The following is a 23,154-nucleotide window of genomic DNA, read 5'->3' on the forward strand; positions in this document are numbered from 1 at the left end:
TAGAATCCTGTATTTATGCACTTAAAATCGCTGACGCTCAAAGGCTTTAAGTCTTTCGCGTCTGCCACCACGTTGAAGTTTGAGCCGGGCATCTGCGCCGTCGTCGGCCCAAACGGCTCTGGCAAATCTAACGTGGTGGACGCCTTGGCGTGGGTGATGGGGGAGCAAGGCGCCAAAACGCTGCGCGGTGGATCTATGCAGGACGTCATTTTTGCCGGGGCGGGCGACCGCAAGCCGTTGGGCCGGGCGGAAGTAACGCTGACAATCGATAACTCCGATGGGAAGTTACCCATTGAATACTCGGAAGTCTCGGTGACCCGACGGATGTTCCGTGACGGGGCTAGTGAATATGAAATCAACGGCTCCAAAGCGCGTCTCATGGATATCCAGGAGCTCCTGTCTGATTCGGGTATCGGTCGGGAAATGCACGTTATCGTCGGGCAGGGGAAGCTTGCAGAAATCCTGGATTCCCGGCCAGAGGAGCGTCGCGCTTTCATCGAGGAAGCCGCTGGTGTGCTCAAGCACCGGCGTCGGAAAGAAAAAGCGCAGCGCAAGCTCACCGGCATGCAGACAAACCTGGACCGGCTGCGTGATTTAACCGATGAGTTGGGTAAGCAGTTAAGCCCATTGGCCAGGCAGGCAGAGGCCGCTCAGAAGGCCGCGACATTGCAGGCAGATGTGCGACATGCGCGTTTATCGCTCGCCGGCGAGCAGGTCACCCGTTTGCGAGCAGCTGTGGCGCACGCTCAGACTGCGTACGAACAACAGGCTGCGAAGCAGCGCGAAGTTGCTGAGAAAGTCGCGGAGTTAACGGAGCAGCACAACAAGGCCGAAAGGCGCCGGCAGGAGCTGGAGCCGGATGTGGAGGCTGCCCAAAACGTGTGGTTTGGTTTGTCTACCTTGGCTGAACGGGTAGCCGCGACACGTCGAATAGCATCGGAGCGTGCCGATAATGCTGCAGCTGTCGCGCGCTATAGCGGGCCGGACATCGAAGTCCTCGAGGACCGAGCACAGGAGGCCGCCGAGGCAGCCGAAGAGGCTGAGGAAGCCTTGGAGATGGCACGCGAACGTGCCGAATCTGTCCGTGAGGAGCGTGAGGCACGCGAGGAAGCTGCACGTGAAGCAGAGCAGGAACATACCGCGGCGGTACAGGCTATCGCCGACCAGCGCGCAGGAATTGCGCGGCTGATGTCCCAGCGGGATGCGCTCGAGGATAAGGTGGCCACGGCGACAGCCGAGATGCAACGCCAAAGTGCTGAGGCCGCGGCGGCAATGGAACGCGCGCAGGAAGCCAGGACCACAGCCCAGGCTGCTGCCGATACGATCCAGGAATTAACTGCGGATCGTGAGCCTACTGTCGCTGCGGATGAGAATGCGCGTGGTGAACTTGCTCAAGCGGAGCAGCGTGTGGGCCAAGTCCGTGAGGAACAGCGCACATTAGAGAAAGCAGTCTTTGCGCTTGAAGCTAAGATTTCGGCGCTCGAACAGTCGATGCCTAAGGATTCTGCGCGTGATCGTCTGGGCGATGACGCGCAACCGGTGGCGGAATTGTTGGGCGCTCCTCCGCACTTGGGCACGGCGTTGGCCGCAGCCCTGGGCATATTCGCTTCGGGGGTGGCGCTGCACGCAGACCCCACAGCCGTGGTTAAAGATCTAGAACAGGCAGCACGGACCGTGGTGTATACCCGCGCGCGTAGTGATCATTTCGATTCTTGGCGGCTCGACGGCAGCGTGCCGGCGGATTGTTCATGGCTTCTCGACGACGTCACCGTCGACAGCAGTGTAGCTCCAGCCTTAACGCGTTTACTTGCCGATGTCATCGTGGCACCGACGGTGGAGCGCGCGGTGGAAGTTGTCGCAGCGGACCCCCGACTTCGCGCCGTGACACCATCGGGTGAGCTTATCGGCGATGGGTGGATTATCGCCGGGCATGGGCAACAGACCGCTGTTGAAGTCGGCGGCCAGATTGAGGAAGCACGCGCGCAATTGGAAGCCGCGCAACGTGCGGTCGACGATATTGCCGGCACCGTTACTGGTGCAGAGCAGGCCGCGCATGACGCACGCGTGCATGCGGCCTCGACGGCAGCGGCGGTCTCTGAAATCGACGCCACTCTAGATTCGTGGCGCCGCGAAGCAGACCGTGCCACAAAAGCTGCGGAGGCAGCCGACGCAACGTTGCGACGCGCAGAAGTCGCTGCGAACGCTGCTCAAGAGCGCTTAGAAAACACTCACGTGGAGTTGGAGTCCATCGAACAGCGCATTGCGCACGTCAACGTCGATGACGTTCAGTCCGAGCCTTCGACTGCGAATCGTGATCACACCCGCGCGGCTGTGGAACAGGTCCGAGCGATGGACATGGAAGCACAGTTGGCAGTGCGTTCAGCAGAAGAAGCGCAGCGTCAAGCCCGCGATCGGGTGGGAGCACTAACGCGTCAGATTGCTCACGAAAAGCAGGCACGCGCGCGCCACGAACAGGCTGCAGCACGGCAACGTGAGGAAGCCGCGCGCGCTGAAAAGGTGTCCCACTTGGCGGCACAACTAGCGGATCGTTGCTCCCTGGCGTTAGAGAAGGCAGGTGTGCGTCGTGAAGCACTGACAGCGGAACACGCGGCAGTGCGGGCTGAGGCCTCCCGATTGGGGACCGAATTAAACGCTGCACGCAGCCATAGCGACCAAGCCGGAAAAGCCACGCATGCAGCGGAGATCGAACTCTCCCAAGCGCAGACGCGCGCTGACGAAGTCGAGAAGAAGGTAGCAGAGCAGTTGGGCATCGCGGTGTCCGATCTCATCGAGCATCACAGCCCCGGCCCAGACTTCGACCGCAAAGCCGCGACCGCCGAACTTCGCAAATTAGAAAAGGCACTGAGCTCGCTGGGCAAGGTCAACCCCCTGGCTCTAGAGGAATTCAAGGCTTTAGAAGAGCGGTACGAATTCCTCTCTACCCAGCTCGCGGATGTGGAACAGGCCCGCGAGGACCTCACCGGCGTGATTAAGGATGTCGATGCCCACATCCTGCAACTGTTCACCGATGCGTGGAAGGACGTGGAGGCAGAATTCCCACGCGTGTTTTCCACACTGTTCCCCGGTGGCGAGGGCCGACTGCTGCTCACCGACCCCGGCGACATGCTGACCACAGGCATTGAACTGGAAGCACGGCCACCAGGCAAACGCGTGAAGCGACTGTCTCTGCTCTCCGGCGGTGAGAAATCCTTGACAGCACTGGCCATGCTGGTTGCCATTTTCCGGGCCCGCCCGAGCCCCTTCTACGTCATGGACGAGGTTGAGGCAGCGCTTGACGACGTCAACCTCCGGCGCCTTATCAATCTTTTCCAAGAATTACGTAAGGATTCGCAGCTCATCGTTATTACTCACCAAAAACCCACGATGGACATCGCCAACGTACTGTACGGCGTCACCATGCGTGGCGACGGTGTCACGCATGTGATTAGCCAAAGAATGTCACCGGACGTGGTGGCTGAGGAACCTGAGCATAGGGTATCGGAGTAGTCTGATACGTTCACATAGAGGTAAACATTCGCGGCCAGTCACTGCTGCGGGCGTGCCTAAGATCTGTTGTTAACCAGTCAATCCGTTCACCGGTGCACCGGTGTGCGGGGTGATACCAAGGGGAGTCTTCGACATTGAATACGCCATTTAAAGACATGTCTGATTCGCTGCTGGGGTGGGCTTCCACCGCAGAGTTGCGGTTAGGCGAACTTTTAAATGATCAAAGCTATTTCCCGGACGCCGGTTTGAGTCCTGACGTCCTTGACCGCTACGAGCGATTCTTTGGCATATTCTTGTCTCGGCAGCTGGCAGCAGGAGCAGATCTTGCCGAACTCTTGGCAGTGACCCCGTCGTTGACCGTGACCTCTTTAATCACTCACGCTTCGCGCAAAGCCGTTCCCACCGCGGTTGCCGAAGAAGAAGGGGAGGCGGACGCCTTTTTCGCCGAATACTTAGCGGGTTTAGGCATTGATCCAAGTGCAGACAACCAGGCTGAAATTAGGCATCTGGTTGAACCCTTGCTAGACCGAACGGGACTCGATGTCCCAGACGGCACTGAAGATCCGGTGTGCGAGTTGGGTTACCAGGCGTGTATCTGCGCTGCGGAAATCCCCGCCTTTTTGGAACTGTGCGATGCTTTCGACACTGATGGTTCTACAGCCCCTGAAACAATCGTGGACGCCCTGACCCCAGACTCCGACTGGGCGCCAACACTTCCCATGCTGACCGCTGTGGCAGCTTTCGGGCGTGAGCGACTGGTTCAGCTGACCGCCGGCATCCAAGCGCTGCGGGCGTTTAGCGTGGAGGACCCTTCTTCGTGGGTGGACCGTGTCCAGCAGTTGGGGCAGCTTGAGCCGCAGCTTCCGGCGATGCTGCAGGCAGAGGTCGTTGCAGAACTCCGAGAGCGTCCAGTGGGCACAGAGGAGAGGGAAACTGCCGTCGGTGTCGCTACCCGTGAACTACGCCCGCGCCTGATCTTGGACACGTTCCGTGGTCGCGTATGTGTGCGCCTTCCAGAACAACGCGTCGCACAGCCCATCGGTGCGCCTGAGCACGAGGCGGAGGTCCTATGGCGCGTGAGTGTTGAGGGCACAACTCGCCAGTTCCGCACTGCCCGCCCATGGGGTGAGGAAACGTATGCTGAAGCTCTCGACGTTGCTCTGGAACACCAGGTACGGTCCGCATCGGTGATGGATGTAACAAACTCAATCACGTGGGACGTCCCAGTGGTAGAGACCGAGGACCCCGTCCTTATTTTTGCTTCCAACGGACAGAACGTCACCGATAAGGCGTCTTTGCACCACAGCACTCTGTGGGTTATTACGCCTGCGGATGCCACGCTTTTCGACGTCGTCCGGTCCGAAAACCTGCCCGTCATAGAAACCCTTGAGATCCAGGGCTGGGACGGGTGGACAGCCCGCAAAATTGATGCCAGCGCGAGCGCTTCACTTCAGGTCGTGCGGCCTGGACAGCAGCCGGGACCGAACGACACGGTACGTTCCATTGATCCGCGACAGCGCGTGCGTTTCATTCACCCTGAGCCACCAGTGCGCGGTGTGCGCACCCACGGCCGTCTGGAAGTCCATGCCGCTTCGCTGATTGCTGAGTTTCCGCCCACTGTATCTGGCCGCGATGAACATTGGACCCTGTCTATCTCCGCATACGCCGGTATCGGGGAGCCGGCCGAGGAAATTGCTGAACCTGAAATTCTCGAGGTCCCGGCTGATGGTGGCGCGTTCGTACTCTTCGACCCCGAGGCCTACGAAGACCCGTGGGTAGGCGAGTACCTAGTCCGCGTCAAAGGCCCGCGCAATGAATCATTCCGCCACCGCTATGGCTTGGTGGAAGGAATGACCGTGACCACGGAGCTGGAGGGGCAGTCCACCTCCGTACGTATTCCGCGTGAGGGTGGTTTGTCACCTGCCACTATGCGCGTCTACAGCGGAGAAAAGCCGTTTACGGCGCAGCCGGCGCGGGTGACCGTACCTTCCGACCAAGCACATGCTCAGGTGGTCATTAGTACGGAAGCTGGTGACAGCCTTCCTCTGACGTACACACCTCCAGCGCTCCAATTTGAGCTTCCTCTGGTGACATACCCGCCAACATGGCGAGTCAGCCGCCTGTACATGGGTTCTCGGGACCTAGATCCCACGGGTGATATCCGTGTGCGCGCACACAATGCGCTTGGTAAACCACGCGTGACCCTGCGTAACCACCATGGTTCCCCCGTTCGCACGATTGCTTTGAAACCCGAAGATCCGATCACGTTCTCGTGCCCGACAGCCGAGATCGCCAAATCCGCCGCGATTCTGCCGCAGGGCCGTTTGGATTTGGAATGGGATGATGTGGAAAGCCGCAATCGGGTTTCTGTTGCGCTGGCGTTAATTAGCTCCACGCCGCATGCGACGGAGGCAATCATCGACGGCGGAGATGTAACGTTCCCAGACTTGGCACCGGATCGGGAATTGGCTGCATGGGTCTGGCCGGCGACTGCACCATGGGCTGCAGCACGCACTTTGCCTCGTATCACGGAACGCACCGAACTCCCCGAAGATCTGGTCAACGCCGGTGACCTGACAATCCAGTTGCACTCGGCGGATCCGTTCAGTACCTTGCGGTCCCCACAGGAACCGGCGGCTAGCGCTGTCACTGCGCACCAAGATGGATACTTCAAGAACCAGGGAGCATCCCTGACCCAGCTTTCTGCATTCCTCGGCGGGGAAGCAGAAGCAGCGCCTGATTCTCCCGAGATTTTGCCTATCCTGTGGGACCATTGCGGTTCGACAGAGAACCAACGGGCAGTTGCCCAAGCGGTATTTGCAGAAAACCCCACGGCTGCGTTGCAGGCTCTTTCCACCTCGTTGGTTCCCTTGGAACTGCAGCCAGGGCGCATCATTAGTTCTGGTCTGATTCACCAGAAGTTCGATGCCCCAGCTCAAGGGGCCGAGCTGACCAGCGACTGGATCCGGGCACTTGTCATCCTCTCCGATATTGACGCAGAGCTCACTGCCGCCGGCGAAGAAGGCCGCACCCCGGACGTCAAGGCACTTCTCGACGACCTGAGGAGCGTGGCTGGCCAGCGAGCCGTCGATACGCTTCTTACTGGGCGCGATGCCACGCTGGACACCGCGGTCATCGATTCTTCGACGGTCCGCATCGCCCACATGGACCAGGCGCAGCAGGATCAGCTCATGGCGATGTTTTTTGCGAACGCCGACATTGTCCCCGGGCCAATTCTTGATGACAACGCTCGCCTGATTGGCGTCCTCGACACGTTTAAGAAACGCGTTCAGCTTAATTCCGTGGTAGCGACAGAAGGATTGATTGCCCCAGCTGTCTCTCTCCTTCGAGCTTTGCGTTCGAATAATCGCGGTTTGTATGCGGCTGCGCGTGTTCGCTTCGACAAACTTGATGGCGTGAACACTGAAGATAAGGCCAACGCGTGGGCGCTGACGCCAGTTGTGTCCCTGGTTTTTGCACTTTCTGCTCGCATGAATGCGCACGGCATGATGGGTAAATCTACAACTCTGGAAAATGCGGCAGCCGGGTGGAGCCATATCGCAGATATCGTGCCCGAACTTGTGACAGCGGACGTGGTCTCGGCTGAAGCGATGGTTATTGCGGTGCGCCATTCTGCGCGTGGGTAATTTCTGCACCTACTGACAAAACCTGGAACCATGGAGGTCATGATGGATAACAATCTTCTTCTTATTGGTGGCATTATTCTTGCCGTCGCAGTGGTCATCATCGCAGCACTGGTGATTGTCGGGCGCAAGCGTAAAGATTCCAAGACGATTAGTTTTGAGCAGAAAGAAGAGCCTAAGGAGCTAACCCAACAAGAGAAGTCGGGTAATTACCAGGCTACGGGTGGCTTTAATTTCGCCCCCGCTTCTCGGGAGCCGGTTCCTGCCGCAGGCCAAGATATTCCAGAGCCGAAGTCGCCACAAGCACAAGCCCCCGAGCCTGTACGCGAAGTTCCGGAAGTAGCACCGACCCCACAACCTGAGCCAACTATCCCAACTGCGAAGCCTACCGCTGAAGAAGATCAGCCACTTACTGAGGCAGAAGCACCCGGCGAGAACACACCAGTGGACGTTGTTCCAGAAACCACTGAACCGGTTCCTTCGAAGGAACAAGACGTTCCAACCGAGGTCGTAGAACCTGTAGCTACCGAAGAAGCCGAAGCAGCCGAAGAGCTTGTGGTCGTCGACGAGAACGCACCTGAAGAACCCGTCATCGTGGAAACTGAGGATGAGGCCGTCGAGGTCGTGGAAGAATCGGCGCCTAGCGAGGCAGAAGCGGCCCTGCTTACCAGTGAAGAAGAGGCTGCGCAGGCAGCCGAGGTCGCCGCAGAAATTGTCGACGGCGCAGAGGCAGCGCTAGATAAGGTTGAAGCGCCGGCAGTTCCTGATGTTTCCGAAGTCCCACAGCCGGCAGAAAATATTGAAGAGATTGCCCCAGCCGCAGGACGTCTAGGACGTTTGCGCGGTCGTCTCTCGCGTTCGCAGAATATGATCGGCAGCTCGTTGCTGGGCATTCTTTCTGCCGGTGACCTTGACGAGGACGCGTGGGAAGAGATTGAAGACACCCTCATCATGGCAGATTTAGGTACGCCGGTCACGATGAAAGTCGTAGATGCACTGCGAACCAAGATCGCCGAACGCGGTGTGTCCTCTGAAGAAGAAGCTCGTGCGATGCTGCGTGAGACTCTCATCGAAGCCGGTCGCCCTGAACTCGACCGTTCGGTGAAGGCGATGCCATACGAAGGAAAACCAGCCGTTGTCCTAGTTGTAGGCGTCAACGGTACGGGTAAGACAACGACAACGGGCAAACTTGCCCGAGTACTTGTATCTATGGGGCACCACGTGGTCCTAGGAGCCGCGGACACGTTCCGTGCCGCAGCAGCGGACCAGCTCGAAACCTGGGGTCGTCGCGTAGGTGCAACGACCGTGCGCGGAGCTGAAGGCGCAGATCCAGCTTCTGTTGCATTCGATTCCGTAGCACAGGGTATTGAACAGCACGCGGATGTCGTCCTTATCGATACCGCTGGCCGTCTCCACACGTCGCGTGGCCTCATGGATCAGCTGGGCAAGGTCAAGCGCGTCGTCGAGAAGCGTGCCAAGGTTGATGAAGTCCTTCTAGTACTCGATGCGACAGTAGGGCAGAACGGCCTCATGCAAGCACGTACCTTCGCTGAGGTTGTCGACATCACAGGTGTGGTGCTGACCAAGCTCGACGGTACCGCCAAAGGCGGAATCGTTTTCCAAGTTCAGGAAGAGCTCGGTGTGCCGGTGAAGCTTGTCGGACTCGGAGAAGGAGCTGACGATTTGGCGCCGTTTGAGGTCGAAGGCTTCGTAGACGCATTGTTGGGCTAAAACCTGTAAAACGCTGGTGGGTGCGGTGTATGCTGGAAATATATTTTGGCATACACCGCACTCTGTGCGTTCTGTGCTTCCCATAACACCACATCGAGGTGAGGAGAACTCCCGTGAAGCTGATTACTGCTGTTGTGAAGCCCTTTACGTTGTCTGAAATCCGCGATGGACTAGAAGAGCTCGGCCATCACGGAATGACGGTGAGCGACGTTCGCGGATACGGCCAGCAGCGTGGTCATACAGGGCCCTCGACAGGCGCAGAATATGCCGTAGAATTCGTGCCCAAGGCAAAAGTTGAGATCGTGGTTGCAGATAAGGACGTGGAAGCAGCCACCGATGTTATTTGCAAGGCGGCGTGGACAGGGAAACCTGGCGACGGAAAACTGTGGATCACCACGATCGATCACGTCATTCGCGTCCGCACCGGCGAAGAAGACGATGCCGCAATTTAAGGACGCGTCGCTGAAGAAGCTTCTGCACCCCCGGTCGGGCTAGAGCCTGGAATCCGGGGTGCAACTGTAATTTTTGGACGGCGCTGGCTACCATGGGGTAGTTATGTGTGGCGTCGCGTGGTAGGTAGCGCAGGCGCTGAGGAAATTTTTATTCGCGCAAGGAGTGCAACTTTACGTGTTTGAGTCACTATCTGATCGCCTATCAAGCGCACTCAAAGGTATTCGTGGCAAAGGCAAGCTCACTGAGGCAGACATTAACGCGACTGCCCGCGAGATACGGCTTGCGCTGCTAGAAGCCGACGTCTCCTTGCCCGTTGTCCGCGGTTTTATCAAGCGGATTAAAGAACGCGCAATGGGCGCAGAGGTTTCCCAGGCGCTCAACCCGGCGCAGCAGGTCATCAAGATTGTTGACCAAGAACTTACCGAGATCCTCGGTGGAGAAACCCGGCGCCTGCGCCTGGCAAAGAACCCGCCGACGGTGATTATGCTTGCTGGCCTGCAGGGTGCGGGTAAGACTACCTTGGCAGGTAAGTTGGCCAAGCATTTGGTCAAGCAGGGACACACCCCGATGCTGGTGGCTTGTGACTTGCAGCGCCCAGGCGCAGTACAGCAGTTGCAGATCGTTGGTGAACGCGCGGGAGTCCCCACCTTCGCTCCAGACCCAGGAACCGCCCCGGATTCCACAGAGCATGAGATGGGAACTTCGCACGGTGACCCGGTTGCTGTGGCCCGCGCTGGTGTGGAGGAAGCTCGCCGTACCCAGCATGATGTAGTCATCGTGGATACCGCCGGCCGATTGGGCATCGACGAAATCCTGATGACTCAGGCACGTAACATTCGTGACGCGATCGACCCTGACGAAGTCCTCTTCGTTATCGACGCCATGATTGGTCAAGACGCCGTGACCACCGCGGAAGCTTTCCGCGACGGTGTCGATTTCACTGGCGTAGTCCTGACCAAGCTCGATGGTGACGCCCGCGGTGGTGCGGCGCTGTCTATCCGAGAGGTCACGGGTCGCCCGATCCTGTTCGCTTCGACCGGCGAGAAGCTCGATGACTTCGACGTTTTCCATCCAGACCGCATGGCTAGCCGAATCTTGGGTATGGGCGATGTGCTGTCTCTGATTGAGCAGGCCGAGACAGTCTTCGACCAAGAAGAAGCACAGGACACCGCGACCAAGATCATGTCCGGCGAGCTCACACTTGAGGACTTCCTTGAGCAAATGCTCATGATTCGCCGCATGGGTCCGATCGGCAACCTGCTTAAGATGATGCCGGGTGGCAAGCAGATGAGCCAGATGGCGGACATGGTCGATGAAAAGCACCTGGACCGCATCCAGGCGATCATCCGCGGTATGACTCCTGCCGAGCGTGCTAACCCGAAGATTCTTAATGCTTCACGACGCAAGCGCATCGCCGCCGGTTCGGGTGTTCAAGTATCGGACGTCAATCAGCTTGTCGAGCGCTTCTTCGAAGCCAAAAAGATGATGGGCAAGATGGCCGGCCAGTTTGGTATGGGTGGTATGTCGCGTCGCTCGGCTACGAAGAAACACAAGAAGGGCCGCAAGCGTAAAGGCGGCAAGCGCGCAACTCCGAAGCGTTCGCCGAACATGCCAGGAATGCCGGGAATGGATATGAACCAGCTTCAGCAGATGCAGCGTCAGATGGGTGGCTTAGGCCAAGGTGGTTTGGGAGACGTCGAGCTGCCTAAAGGTTTTGAAAACATCGATCTGAACAATCTGGATTTCTCCAAGAAGAAGAAATAGAACACGCCCTTCGGAGTGAACGCCTTACCGTGCGATGAGCAGGGTAGGGCGTTTGCCCTTGTTTATGTACGTGCTGTATAGTTCTACAGGTTGTGCGTGCGAATGTGTGCACACTAACAAGTAAAGACTTTCCTGCGAATTGGCGTCAGCGACCACGGTCGCCCGCCCTGATCACTCGCAGGTTAAACCAAGGGTTGAACCGGCCCGCCTGCCTCGAAATATTTTGGGGGCGGGTGCCAGAACTGCCCAGTGACCAGAAGAAAAGGAGCCACTATGGCTGTCAAGATTAAGCTGCAGCGCCTCGGTAAGATCCGTACGCCTCACTACCGCGTCGTTGTCATGGATGCACTCAAGCCACGCGACGGCAAGGTCATCGAATCCATCGGCATCTACCAGCCGAAGGAAGAGCCATCTGTCATCGAGATTGACTCCGAGCGTGCACAGTACTGGATCAAGGTTGGCGCACAGCCAACCGAGCCTGTAATGGCACTGCTGAAGCTGACCGGCGACTGGCAGGCTGCTAAGGGCCTCGAAGGTGCAGAGAACAAGGTCAAGAAGGCTGAAGAGAAGCCTTCCAAGCTGGATCTGTTCAACGCTGCTCTCGCAGAGGCTAACAACGGCCAGTCCGTTGAGGAGTTCCTGAAGGAACGCCAGAAGGAGAAGGAAGCAGCAGAGGCTAAGGCTGCTAAGGAGAAGGAAGCAGCTGAGAAGGCTGCTGCTGAAGAGGCTGCAAAGGCTGAGGCAGAAGCAGAAAAGGCTGAAGAGGAAGCCCCAGCTGAGGAAGCTGCAGAGGCTGAGGAGAACTAATTCTCACCACCTCTACATTCTTCGCCGCCAGGTTTTCCTGGCGGCGTTTTCTTTATGAGGTAGCAAGCGGCTGCAGTGTAGTCGCTACTTCTACAATCAATGCGGCGGCGGTTGCTTCGGATCCGCAGTGTAAAGAAAATGGCGCATGCGGCGCGATCATGTAGACATCGCCGGAGGAAAGCGTTTCTTCCATGCGTGTTCCTCGCGGGTCAGTGGAGAAAACGGTGACCGGACCACGGTGGCAGATTAATGCTGTGGGCTCGGGGCGTCGCCTTCGGGGGACGTCATCGCCGGGGCAGATGGCGTGAACTGTGATGTCCCCGGCTTGGTGGCTGGAGGTAGGGTCGAGGGCTGTCAGGTTGCACAGGATGCCGTGCATCGTGATCACCTTTTCCGGGATAAAGCGTGGGTGCAAATGTCTGCACCACAATGTGGGATCAGATTCCAACCATACCCGCCTTGCGCCCGCCCTATAGAATGTGGTCCATGTCTGAAGTACACATCGGCCGAGTGGTCAAGTCCCACGGAATTCGCGGCGAAGTTGCCATCGAACCCACGACTGATGACCCGGCGTCACGGTTTGCCGTAGGGCAAGTCCTTACGGGAAAGCAGGCCGGAAAACAGCAGAATCTGACGATCAAGACAGCGCGCCCGCACCAGGGACGTTTGCTCGTCAGCTTCGAGGAGATAGCCGACCGTACTGCCGCTGATTCACTTCGTGGCATGCGCTTTTACGCAGAGTCCGTGGAGGAAGAGGACGGCTACTATGATTACCAGCTCGAAGGGCTGGCAGTATATCTGCACAGCGATCTGGAAACCAAGATTGCCGACGTCACCGGTGTAACCCATATGCCGAATCGGTTGCTGCTGGATATCTCGCTTAACGACGGTCGTGAGGCCATGATTCCGTTTGTGGAAGACATTGTCCCCGAAGTTGATCTTGATGAAGGTTTTATCGTCATTGACCCTCCAGAGGGATTGTTGGATCTCTAAGCGTTAAAGTAGGCAACCATGCGTATCGATGTTGTCACCATCTTCCCTGAGTACTTGGAGCCCATGCGCCATGCGCTCCTGGGCAAAGCTATTGAACAGGGAATCATGGAAGTTGGGGTTCATGATCTGCGGGCGTGGGCTACTGACCGCCATAAATCTGTTGATGATTCCCCCTTCGGCGGTGGGCCAGGAATGGTCATGAAACCGGAAGTATGGGGCAACGCACTCGATGCGGTGGCCCGTGGAGACTTAGCGAAAGCAACCCTTCAGTCAGCGCAACCGCATCTGGACAAGGCCCGGCATGACGATGTTCACGGTGTTGCCCCGCGACCCTATGAATCATCGGGTGCGACTAGTGACAAGCCACTTCTTATTGTGCCTACTCCTACAGGCGCGCCGTTCACACAAGAAGATGCTCAACGTTTGTCTTCCGAGGATCACATCGTTTTTGCCTGTGGTCGTTACGAAGGCATCGACGCCCGAGTATTCCAGGACGCGCAAGAGCGCTACCGCGTTGAAGAGATTTCCATCGGAGATTACGTTCTCATCGGTGGGGAAGTGGCTGTCTTGGCAATTACGGAAGCAGTGGTGCGCCTCATCCCAGGAGTTTTAGGGAATACCTGCTCCCACGAGGAAGACAGTTTTTCTGACGGGCTGTTGGAAGGCCCTTCTTATACGAAACCACGGTCCTGGCGCGGCCTCGACGTACCGGAGGTGTTAACCTCTGGTAACCACGCGGCCATTGCAACGTGGCGCCGGCAGCAGTCGCTGAGAATTACAGCTGAGCGCCGACCTGAGTTGCTTGTGAGCGCGGAATTGAGCCCGCAGGACCGTACCTTCCTCGACCAGATCAATGAAAAGTAAGCGCCAACCACAAGATATGAATTTAAAGCGATCCCTGACAGCGCATGACGGTGCGCTGGGAAAATAGGACGGCTATGTGGTGAGCCTGGCTAACCCTTAAAACGGACGGACGTATTTGACTTTGTTGAATCGGACACGCCCGGGCAAGAGATTTATCACACCATTTCAGTTCTTTGTTGCAGTTTACGGGCCAATAAAATTCCTATTGATGTGATTATTCGATTCAATACGGAAAGGTAGAGGCCGCCTGATGTTAGCCTCCATCCTCGATCCCACCAGCGGGATCGCTATAGTCCTGCAAATCCTCATCATCCTTGCCTGCCTACTCATGGGTACACGCTTCGGGGGAATCGGGCTTGGCCTGATCTCCGGAATCGGCCTGCTGCTCCTCGTCTTTGTCTTTGGACTGGCGCCGGGCACGCCACCGGTATCCGTGATGCTCACAATCGTCGCGGTGATTGGTGCCGCTTCGACATTGCAGCAAGCCCGGGGCCTAGATGTGATGATGCAATTTGCGGAGAAAATCCTGCGCAAGAAGCCGGAAATGGTCACTATTCTGGCACCTATCACCACGTGGTCGCTGACGGTGCTGTGTGGTACTGGGCATGTGGTCTACACCATGTTCCCGATTATCCAAGACATTGCGCTGAAGAAGGGAATCCGACCGGAACGTCCGATGGCGGTGTCGTCGACTGCGGCCCAGATGGGTATCACCGCTTCGCCCGTGTCTGTCGCGACAGTATCTTTGGCCTCCATCCTTGCGGAAAACTCTGGAGCCATCGGCCACTCATATTCGATTCCACAGATTCTCTCGGTTGCTATCCCAGCGTCGTTGTCTGGTGTTCTGCTCGCCGCCTTGTGGTCAGTTCGCCGCGGCAAGGACTTAGATAAAGATCCTGTGTTCCAGGAGAAGATGAAGGACCCAGAGTTCGCAGAGCGCATCCACTCCCAGAGTGAGACGCTCATCGGTCAGGTCTTCCCGAAGACCGCCTACCGTTCAGTCTGGATTTTCTTCGCGGCGATCGCTTTGGTGGTGCTTCTCGGGGCGGTTGAATCCCTGCGCCCGGTGTTCCCGAACGATGATGGCGTCGAAAAGCCTCTGTCCATGAACCTGGTTATCCAGATGCTCATGCTCGTCGCTGGTGCTGTAATCCTGCTGTGGTGCCGTCCTGATCACGGCAAGATTTCCTCCACCCCGGTGTTCAAAGCCGGCATGACGGCAGTGTTCTCGGTCTTCGGTGTTGCGTGGATGGCGGACACCTTCTTCGATGCACATATCGATGCTTTGGAGAACACGCTTGGCGACGTCGTCTCCTCCTACCCGTGGATGTATGCAGTTGTCCTGCTGATTGTGTCTAAGTTGGTGAACTCGCAGGGCGCGGCCTTGGTCGCAATTGCGCCCATTGGTTTGCACTTGGGCATTGACCCAGCCGTCATCATCGGCTTCTACGGTGCTGCATACGGCTACTGGATTCTGCCAACCTACCCATCAGATCTTGCATGTATTGGATTCGATACGACGGGTACCACCCGCATCGGCAAGTTCGTGATCAACCACTCCTTCCTGATTCCAGGTGCTATCAGCGTGTTTACGTCCTGTGTGGTGGGTTCGCTGCTGGCGCAAGTCATCCTTTAAAAGCGCCCTAGGGCCAGTTAGGTCAGGCTTGAGTTCCTAGCACAAAACTACAGTTTGACTACAGTGGGACGTAGCACTTGGGCTGTTGTTTGCCACTACTGGAGGTGCGAGCCACAGCCCGGTTTTACAGAGAACACTACGAAAGGAAATGAATATGTCGGACGTACTCGGCAAAGACCATGGCCCCAACCCTCTCAAGTTTGATATTGAGAAGGCAACCTTAGATAACGAAGCTTTCCGCGACACCCTGTGGACCGGTAAGTACATGCAGCTCACCGTCATGGCCATTCCTGCCGGCGGCGAGATTGGTGCCGAAATCCACGACGATCATGACCAGTTCCTCCGTCTCGAAGGTGGCCGTATCCGCGTGATGATCGGTGCTTCCGAAGACGATCTGGAAATTGATGAGATCGCCGAAGACGATGACGCAATCTTCGTCCCAGCTGGCAAGTGGCACAACTTTGTTAACGAAGGCGAAGAGACCGTGAAGCTGTACTCCATTTATGCAGCACCGGAGCACAAGCACGGCACTCACCATGAGACCTTCGAGGATGCAAAGAATGATCCTCAGGAGACCGACCTGGTCTAAAGGCGCGTTATTAGGCCACCACGGAAACCCGTGGTGGCCTTTTTGTATCAGCTCCTAGTCTTAAGTTCAGAGGGTCGTTGCAACACTTTCCCTAAGGAGTGTGGCAATGACTACCAGTTATGGGCCTTATCATTCGTTATCCGAGTCTGATCGTGTACGACTAATCGCGTTAGTGACACGCGGTCGCAGCGTGCGTTCCTCCGCCTATGAAATCGGCTGTAACTACGGACATGCGTTAAATTTTTGCCACGCCCACAAACTCATCGAACCACGCAAGAGACAACGACCACTTAATCACAACACCCCGGTTATCAAAGAGTTCCTGACACGTGTTCGACATGGACAATCAGTCCACGCCGCGGCAGTTCAATGCGGAATCAATGACACTGCTGCGTATGCGATTGCAATGGATGCCGGCTGTCATATCCGCTTAAGCAGGTACCAGCGCAGGGTTCGGCAGACTCAACTTCGTGTGGAATACCTCCGGCTACGTTTAGCAAGTGTGCCTTCTGGTGATGCTGGGCGTGCACTCGGTATTGAGAGATCGATGAGGCAAGATTTCGAACGCGGTCTGTTTAAAACAAACGGCTCACGCAAAGAGTTCGTCGGTGTTGGTATCGATGCCATCACGTATAAAAGACTTATGATCACGCTGCGCCAACGCCATGATCTCGTTGACTCTGGACGATTGCGTCCACCGGCATTGCCACATGGGGTTGATCCATACAAACCTATTAGCGCTCGCTATATCTGCTTCGAAGAACGAGTACTTATTGCTGATTTGCTGCGTGAGCATACCTCGGTTCGTGAAATCAGTCGCCGACTTGGGCGAAGTGCTTCATCAATTGCTCGAGAAATTAGACGCAATCGCAGTGCGGAAGGCCCGTATCGTGCAGAAACTGCTCAGTTGAAAGCGTGCGCACGTCGGCTGCGTCCTAAACTACCCAAGTTATTAGCAGATAAACGATTATGGGAGTACGTGTGTAATGGGTTGCGGGCACAATGGTCGCCTGAACAGATTGCTCATCGACTCCCTGTTGATTTTCCCGATGACAAGGACATGCGTATTAGCCACGAAACTATCTACGATGCTTTCTACCTGCAGTCGAAAGGTAAGCTCAGTGAGCTAGGTTTGACACTGCCTCGGGGTAGGAAGAAACGCAAGAAACGACTCCCCCGGGTTGACACTCCTACTCAGCAACGATTCGTTGATGACATGATCATGATCGATGAACGACCTGAAGAAGTCGCTGAGCGTATTTTGCCTGGACACTGGGAAGGGGACCTCATTTTAGGCAAAAATAACAAATCAGCAGTGATCACTTTGGTGGAACGTGTCAGCAGGTTCGTCGTGTTAGGTCACCTGCCTGGGCGCCATAGCAGTGATGAGGTACTTGCAGCGTTAAAGAAAACAGTTGGCACGATCGACGAAGCGATGTGGTCATCGATTACCTGGGATCAGGGAAGCGAGATGGCTGGTCATAAGGCTTTTACGATGGCTACAGATATACCCATTTATTTCTGTCATCCTGGTTCACCATGGGAACGTGGAAGTAACGAGAATACTAACGGGCGACTCCGGCGGAATCTTCCGAAAAGTAGTGATTTGTCAGTCTACAGCGCACATGATCTTGAAATGATTGCCAATATCCACAACCACACACCACGTAAAGCATTGCAATGGAAGACTCCGGCGGAAGTTATGGCAGAGGCTCTGGCACAAACCGGTAGCATTAGACGGGATTAATCGTCGTTGTTGCAACGACCCCTAGAATTCAAGAGTACGGGGTGGGCGCAGAGCCCCACGGTCCGGTGATGAATACAGGCGGAACCTGATGCGAGTCGGTGCACACCGGCAACGGTTCAGGGAGGGGCATGGTGTCTTCGCGTGGCCACTGCATGTTGATGGAATCGACAGTTTTTGCTTCCGCTGAGCAGGGTTTCCCGCCCCGTAATTCAAAATGCGCGTAGGCGCTCTCGCCGGCAGCAAGAGGGATCGTCTCGGGAATGAGGCCGTTGATATGAGCCATGCGGCCGACCTGAGTGCCACCGCTTAGAGCACGCAGCTTGGGGAAATCTTTGACCCCGCACCAAGTGGCGTCGCTCGTGTTGGACACCGTTATTGTGTAGAACCCGCCGTCGTCGTGGGTATCAAATGCTGACAAGGAACTCGAAAGTATTTCGGCGGGGCAGGAGGGCACGCCGTCGTCTTCGGGGCGTGCCGGCCACGCGTAATCCGCAGTTGGGGTAGCGGCGGGGAAAGGTCCTGGGGTGGCTGTGTGCGTCGTGGTAGCGGCCGTTGTGACAGTCGTTGTTGACCCGATGGGGGCGTTCTCAGGCCCGGTGGCGGCTCCGCAAGCGGTGAGCAGCGGGATGCAGAGCAGTGCCGGAAATATTTGGCGCATGAGCCCATCGTAGGCGCGTGGCGTAGAATTGCCCGAATGGTATCGATCGCAGCTGTTATTGCACATGAACTGGGCGTGGATGAAAACCACGTGGCCGCCGCATTACAACTCCTTGCAGAAGGCAATACGGTTCCATTTATTGCCCGCTACCGCAAAGAGGCGACAGGTGGCCTCGACGATGCGGCACTTCGACACATCGAAGAACGCTCCACCTACCTCCGCGAGCTTGAAGACCGCAAGCAGACGATCTTGGCCGCGATCGAGGAACAGGGCAAACTCACCGATGACCTCAAAGCACTTATTGAGGCAACAACCACGAAAGCTCGTCTCGAAGACCTCTACTTGCCATTTAAAAAGCGCCGCAAGACCAAAGCGGACATCGCCCGCGACGCCGGTCTTGAACCGCTTCTCGACGCCATCCTGGACGCCCCCGAACGTAACCCCGAAGAATTAGCGGGGAACTACATCACCGAAGGCTTCGCGGACACTGACGCAGTACTCGCGGGCGCACGAGCCTTGTTCGTCGACCGTGTGGCCACCGACGCGGATTTGGTCGGAGAATTACGCGAAACCATGTACACGCAAGGTCAAGTGCATGCGGGCGTGGTGGAAGGCCAAGAACAGGCAGGCGCCAAGTTTAAGGACTACTTCGACTTTTCTGAACCGTTTACAAACCTGCCTGCCCACCGCATCCTCGCGCTCTTGCGTGGCGAAGCCGAGGGCGTACTTCAACTGCAGCTCGACCCCGGCGATGAAGCCCTGTACGAGGGGATGATTGCGCGCCGGATGGACGTCGATACGCATGCGAACCCGTGGCTGGCTAAATCTGTGCACTGGGCATGGAAGACAAAGCTGGCTGTTTCCTCGGGTGTCGATGTACGCATGCGGCTCAAGGAACGCGCGGAAGAGGATTCCCTCAAAGTCTTCGCGACCAACCTAAAAGACGTGCTACTAGCCGCGCCCGCCGGCCAAAAATCAGTTTTGGGGCTGGACCCGGGATACCGCAATGGGGTCAAGTGTGCGGTCGTCGATAGCACCGGCAAGGTGGAGGCAACCTCCATCGTGTACCCACACCAACCACAAAACCGGTGGAACGAAGCGGTGCGCGAACTCGCTGGATTGGCTGCGACCTACCACGCGGAACTAATCGCCGTAGGCAACGGGACTGCCTCGCGCGAGTCGGAGAAACTAGGGAGGGAAGTCGCAGACCTCATCGCCCAGGCCGGTGGCGCCAAGCCCACAACGGTTGTGGTCTCCGAGTCCGGCGCTTCCGTGTACTCTGCCTCCGAACTCGCTTCAAAGGAATTCCCGGACATGGACGTTTCTCTGCGTGGAGCGGTATCCATCGCCCGCCGGCTCCAAGATCCCTTGGCAGAATTAGTCAAGATCGACCCCAAGTCCATCGGGGTGGGCCAGTACCAACACGATGTCAACCAACAAGCACTCGCACGCACCCTCGACGGTGTGGTTGAAGACGCCGTCAACGCGGTGGGCGTGGACCTCAACACGGCATCAGTCCCGCTCCTCGAACGAGTCGCAGGCGTCACCCCAACTATTGCGTCAAACATCGTGGCTTACCGCGACGAAAACGGCACCTTTGAAAGCCGCAGCCAACTGAAGAAAGTCCCACGTCTCGGGCCGAAAGCTTTTGAGCAATGCGCCGGATTCTTGCGCATCAACGGTGGCAAAGACCCGCTCGACGCGTCCGCCGTACACCCGGAATCCTATGACGTCGTGCGTTCCATGAGCACCGCAACCAACCTCAGCGTCGCAGAACTGATTGGCAACACTCGGGTGCTCTCGCAGCTTGACGCACGCGACTTTGCCAACGAGACAGTTGGCGTTCCCACCGTCGTGGACATCCTCGCCGAACTGGACAAACCCGGCCGAGACCCCCGACCAGAGTTCGTCACCGCAACCTTCCACGAAGGTATTGAAAAAATCTCAGACCTGCGCCCCGGCATGGTGCTCGAAGGCACAATCACCAACGTCGCCGCCTTCGGCGCATTCGTCGACGTCGGAGTCCACCAGGACGGACTCATCCACGTCTCTGCCATGGCTAACCACTTTGTCTCCGATCCCCACGACGTTGTTAAATCCGGCCAAGTGGTCAAAGTGAAAGTCACCGACGTAGACGTAGACAGGCAACGTTTCGGTCTGACCCTCAGGCTTGACGACGACCCCGCCCCCACCACGCAGCGAGGCGCAGGTAAACAATCCCGTAAACAGGGAAAACCCGGGGTAAAACGGCAGCAGCGCGGAAATAAAAACAACAACTCAGGGGCAGGGTCCATGGCGGATGCATTGCGGCGCGCCGGGTTCGGAAAATAGTTGCCCTCCGTGCTGGTGGTGTGGCATACTGTTCCAGTTGTCTACCCCAGCAGTGGGGTGGGAACGCATACGTGATCACGGATACGAACCGGTCGAGCACCCTGTACAGGGGAGAGCCGCCAGGGTCCTCTATCCCGAAATATAAAGGATTTTTCCATGCATATTCTCGACAAAGTCGATGCAGCACAGCTGCGCGATGATATCCCTGCATTCCGCCCAGGCGACACCGTCGGCGTGAACGTCAAGGTCATCGAGGGTTCCAACGAGCGTACCCAGCTCTTCGAAGGTGTTGTCATCCGCCGCCAGGGTTCTGGCATCCGCGAGACCTTCACCGTCCGCAAGGTTTCCTTCGGCATCGGTGTTGAGCGTACCTTCCCGGTACACTCCCCGAACCTGGAGTCCATCACCGTCAAGCGCCACGGCAAGGTCCGTCGTGCGAAGCTGTACTACCTGCGCAACCTGCGCGGTAAGGCAGCACGCATCAAGGAACGCCGCTAATTATTTGGCAGCCTAACGCGCGCAACTTTTAAGGAGGGGCACTCACCGCGATGGTGAGTGCCCCTCCTTATGCGTCTGGTTAGCTGCTTATGTGAGAAGCTGACGCGTTGCTAGTTCACGGTAAATGTCATTGTTGTCCATCAACTCTGCGTGCGTCCCTATACCTTGAACGCGACCGTCTTCTAGGACGATAATTTGATCCGCGTCAGTCACGGTAGACAAACGGTGGGCCACAATAATCGTGGTACGTCCCTGTGCAGTCGCCTCAACTGCGTCCAAGATGAGCTGCTCGTTGCGGGAATCAACAGCGGACGTTGGCTCGTCGAGAAGCATGAGTGGCGCGTTCATCAACAGCATGCGTGCGAGTGCAAGACGCTGCCGCTGCCCACCGGAAAGGGTCATACCGCGTTCGCCGAGAACCGTGTCAAGGCCTTCCTCGCGGCGGAAACGTTCGGCCATGTTGACCTGCTCCAATGCCTCCCACAGTTCTTCGTCCGTGACGGTCTGGCCCGCCAACTGGAGATTTTCACGCACAGAACCCGCAAGAATGGCGGGTTCCTGTTCGACGTAACCAATGTTGTCGCGCAGGCTGTGGCGCGAAATTTCCGAAACGTCGTTGCCAAATACTGAGATGGTGCCAGAATCGACGTCGTAGAAGCGCTCCAAAAGAGCAAGAGTGGTGGATTTACCTGAGCCAGAAGAACCCACAATGGCGGTTTTTGTCCCGTGCGGCAGTGTGAAGGAGACGTTGTGGAGCACCGGTTGGTTCTCCACAACAGGGGCATCCGGGTCGTTGGGATCTGCGCTCGCAGGGTACGTGAAGTCTACGTTGGCAAACTCGACTGCCGGGGCACCCGGGCGAGGGGCAAGCGGTGCGCCGGAGACGTCTTCGGGGTCTTCGTCGAGAATCTGGTTAATGCGTTCGAGCGCACCCATTGCCTGGCGCACCGTGGTGACGGCGGAGAAAATCATGCCAATCGGTGAAGCAACCATGAACAGGTACAACACGAAAGACACCAAGTCACCGATTCCAATAGACCCGGCGGCAACACGCATACCGCCAATGCCGAGGACTGCCAAAAATGCGCCCTGCAACGCGATGCCGGTCGCCGGCGAAAGGAGCGCGAGTACACGAGCAATACTGCGGCCGTGGACGAATGCTTCATCGGCGTTTTCATCCAGGAGCTGCTTCGTCGTCTCTTCGGCGTCCTTTCCCCCAGAACGAACCGTGCGGATAGCAACCAGCGCGCGTTCCATTCCCGCACCTAGATCACCCACAGATTTTTGCGCAGCCTTCGTGTGCTTCTGTACCAGGCGCGAAGCAAAAATAACGACGACCAACGCCACGAGTACTACCGCGAGGACGAGAAGTAGCATGTAGACGTCGATAAGCGCCATAAGAATAATCGCGCCAATCATAGTGACAGTGCCGCCAATCGCATCCACGAGTCCGCCTGTGAATGCTGCGCGCACGAGAGTCGTATCAGAACCCAGGCGAGTCACAAGATCGCCCGTGTGGTGCTTATCAAAAACACGAATGGGCAGGTGAATCAGCCGGGAAATCAAATTCCTGCGTGTTTGCAAGACAGCTGCCTCGGCGGTACGCGCCAGCACATAGTTCTCTAACGCAGATGAAACGGCAGAAAACAGCAACAAGCCAACGAGCAAGGTAGCAATCTGGCCGACAGACAGGCCAAAAACAGGAGTAACCGTCTGCGCACTAATGCCTGCGTTCGGCTCACGGTTTTCGAAGGCTGTGATCAGCATGTTGATGACCGCTGGCTGCGCAAGGGACAGCCCGGCAGACACCAGGTTTAACGCGATGGCAAAGGCGAGCGCCCCTTTGTGGTGGGTCAACATGGACATCAGCGAGCGGAACGTGCCACGCTTAGGTTTTCTACCTTCCGCTTGCGTGGCGTGAGTTTCAGCCAT

16 protein-coding genes are annotated in these 23,154 nt (G+C 57.1%); 13 read left to right on the plus strand and 3 right to left on the minus strand.

The window, feature by feature from the left end; genetic code table 11:
• Window positions 1-15 precede the first annotated feature (15 nt).
• From smc to rpsP, 6 genes are all read left to right on the plus strand, one after another.
• Window positions 16-3,507: a chromosome segregation protein SMC gene (gene smc, locus ATK06_RS07740; RefSeq protein ID WP_048379292.1), complete on the plus strand. Its 3,492-nt coding sequence runs from the start codon at window positions 16-18 to the stop codon at window positions 3,505-3,507.
• Window positions 3,508-3,662: 155 nt separating this feature from the next.
• The gene (locus ATK06_RS07745) at window positions 3,663-7,154 is read left to right on the plus strand and encodes a hypothetical protein (RefSeq protein ID WP_098389137.1); all 3,492 of its coding nucleotides are present in this window, start codon (window positions 3,663-3,665) and stop codon (window positions 7,152-7,154) included.
• A gap of 42 nt (window positions 7,155-7,196) precedes the next feature.
• Entirely contained in the window at window positions 7,197-8,882 is a 1,686-nt protein-coding gene (gene ftsY / locus ATK06_RS07750) for a signal recognition particle-docking protein FtsY (protein WP_048379289.1), read from the plus strand.
• Window positions 8,883-8,995: 113 nt separating this feature from the next.
• Window positions 8,996-9,334 (plus strand): P-II family nitrogen regulator, encoded by a 339-nt coding sequence (locus ATK06_RS07755; protein WP_048379287.1) that lies wholly within the window; start codon window positions 8,996-8,998, stop codon window positions 9,332-9,334.
• Window positions 9,335-9,509: 175 nt separating this feature from the next.
• Window positions 9,510-11,099, plus strand: a complete 1,590-nt coding sequence (gene ffh, locus ATK06_RS07760) for a signal recognition particle protein (protein WP_048379285.1) — start codon at window positions 9,510-9,512, stop codon at window positions 11,097-11,099.
• Window positions 11,100-11,372: 273 nt separating this feature from the next.
• The gene (gene rpsP / locus ATK06_RS07765; RefSeq protein WP_048379283.1) at window positions 11,373-11,906 is read left to right on the plus strand and encodes a 30S ribosomal protein S16; all 534 of its coding nucleotides are present in this window, start codon (window positions 11,373-11,375) and stop codon (window positions 11,904-11,906) included.
• Between the two features lie 52 nt (window positions 11,907-11,958).
• Here the strand turns inward: rpsP and ATK06_RS07770 are convergent, their stop codons facing one another.
• The gene (locus ATK06_RS07770; protein ID WP_145980656.1) at window positions 11,959-12,294 is read right to left on the minus strand and encodes a hypothetical protein; all 336 of its coding nucleotides are present in this window, start codon (window positions 12,292-12,294) and stop codon (window positions 11,959-11,961) included.
• 98 nt (window positions 12,295-12,392) lie between these two features.
• Between ATK06_RS07770 and rimM the strand changes: the two genes are divergently transcribed.
• The 5 genes from rimM to ATK06_RS07795 all read left to right on the plus strand — a co-directional run bounded on the left by rimM (window position 12,393) and on the right by ATK06_RS07795 (window position 17,735).
• Window positions 12,393-12,899, plus strand: coding sequence for a ribosome maturation factor RimM (rimM, locus tag ATK06_RS07775; protein WP_098389139.1), 507 nt, complete (start codon window positions 12,393-12,395; stop codon window positions 12,897-12,899).
• Between the two features lie 18 nt (window positions 12,900-12,917).
• The gene (gene trmD, locus ATK06_RS07780; RefSeq protein ID WP_048379279.1) at window positions 12,918-13,763 is read left to right on the plus strand and encodes a tRNA (guanosine(37)-N1)-methyltransferase TrmD; all 846 of its coding nucleotides are present in this window, start codon (window positions 12,918-12,920) and stop codon (window positions 13,761-13,763) included.
• 250 nt (window positions 13,764-14,013) lie between these two features.
• The gene (locus ATK06_RS07785) at window positions 14,014-15,399 is read left to right on the plus strand and encodes an anaerobic C4-dicarboxylate transporter (protein ID WP_098389140.1); all 1,386 of its coding nucleotides are present in this window, start codon (window positions 14,014-14,016) and stop codon (window positions 15,397-15,399) included.
• A 154-nt stretch (window positions 15,400-15,553) separates the two neighbouring features.
• The gene (locus ATK06_RS07790; RefSeq protein WP_048379278.1) at window positions 15,554-15,988 is read left to right on the plus strand and encodes a cupin domain-containing protein; all 435 of its coding nucleotides are present in this window, start codon (window positions 15,554-15,556) and stop codon (window positions 15,986-15,988) included.
• Between the two features lie 106 nt (window positions 15,989-16,094).
• Window positions 16,095-17,735 (plus strand): IS30 family transposase, encoded by a 1,641-nt coding sequence (locus tag ATK06_RS07795; RefSeq protein ID WP_048379854.1) that lies wholly within the window; start codon window positions 16,095-16,097, stop codon window positions 17,733-17,735.
• Window positions 17,736-17,763: 28 nt separating this feature from the next.
• Here the strand turns inward: ATK06_RS07795 and ATK06_RS07800 are convergent, their stop codons facing one another.
• The gene (locus ATK06_RS07800) at window positions 17,764-18,393 is read right to left on the minus strand and encodes a DUF4232 domain-containing protein (RefSeq protein ID WP_169916277.1); all 630 of its coding nucleotides are present in this window, start codon (window positions 18,391-18,393) and stop codon (window positions 17,764-17,766) included.
• 36 nt (window positions 18,394-18,429) lie between these two features.
• On the opposite strand from ATK06_RS07800, the gene ATK06_RS07805 reads away from it, so the two are divergent.
• Both ATK06_RS07805 and rplS read left to right on the plus strand, forming a co-directional pair.
• Window positions 18,430-20,724 carry a Tex family protein gene (locus ATK06_RS07805; protein ID WP_098389142.1) on the plus strand — a complete coding sequence of 765 codons (2,295 nt, stop codon included), beginning with the start codon at window positions 18,430-18,432 and terminating at the stop codon, window positions 20,722-20,724.
• A 156-nt stretch (window positions 20,725-20,880) separates the two neighbouring features.
• Window positions 20,881-21,222, plus strand: coding sequence for a 50S ribosomal protein L19 (gene rplS / locus ATK06_RS07810; RefSeq protein ID WP_048379275.1), 342 nt, complete (start codon window positions 20,881-20,883; stop codon window positions 21,220-21,222).
• Between the two features lie 87 nt (window positions 21,223-21,309).
• On the opposite strand, the gene ATK06_RS07815 is transcribed toward rplS, so the two are convergent.
• Window positions 21,310-23,154 (minus strand): ABC transporter ATP-binding protein, encoded by a 1,845-nt coding sequence (locus ATK06_RS07815; RefSeq protein WP_048379274.1) that lies wholly within the window; start codon window positions 23,152-23,154, stop codon window positions 21,310-21,312.

It is taken from the genome of Corynebacterium renale (assembly GCF_002563965.1).
Taxonomy (GTDB): Bacteria; Actinomycetota; Actinomycetes; order Mycobacteriales; family Mycobacteriaceae; genus Corynebacterium; species Corynebacterium renale.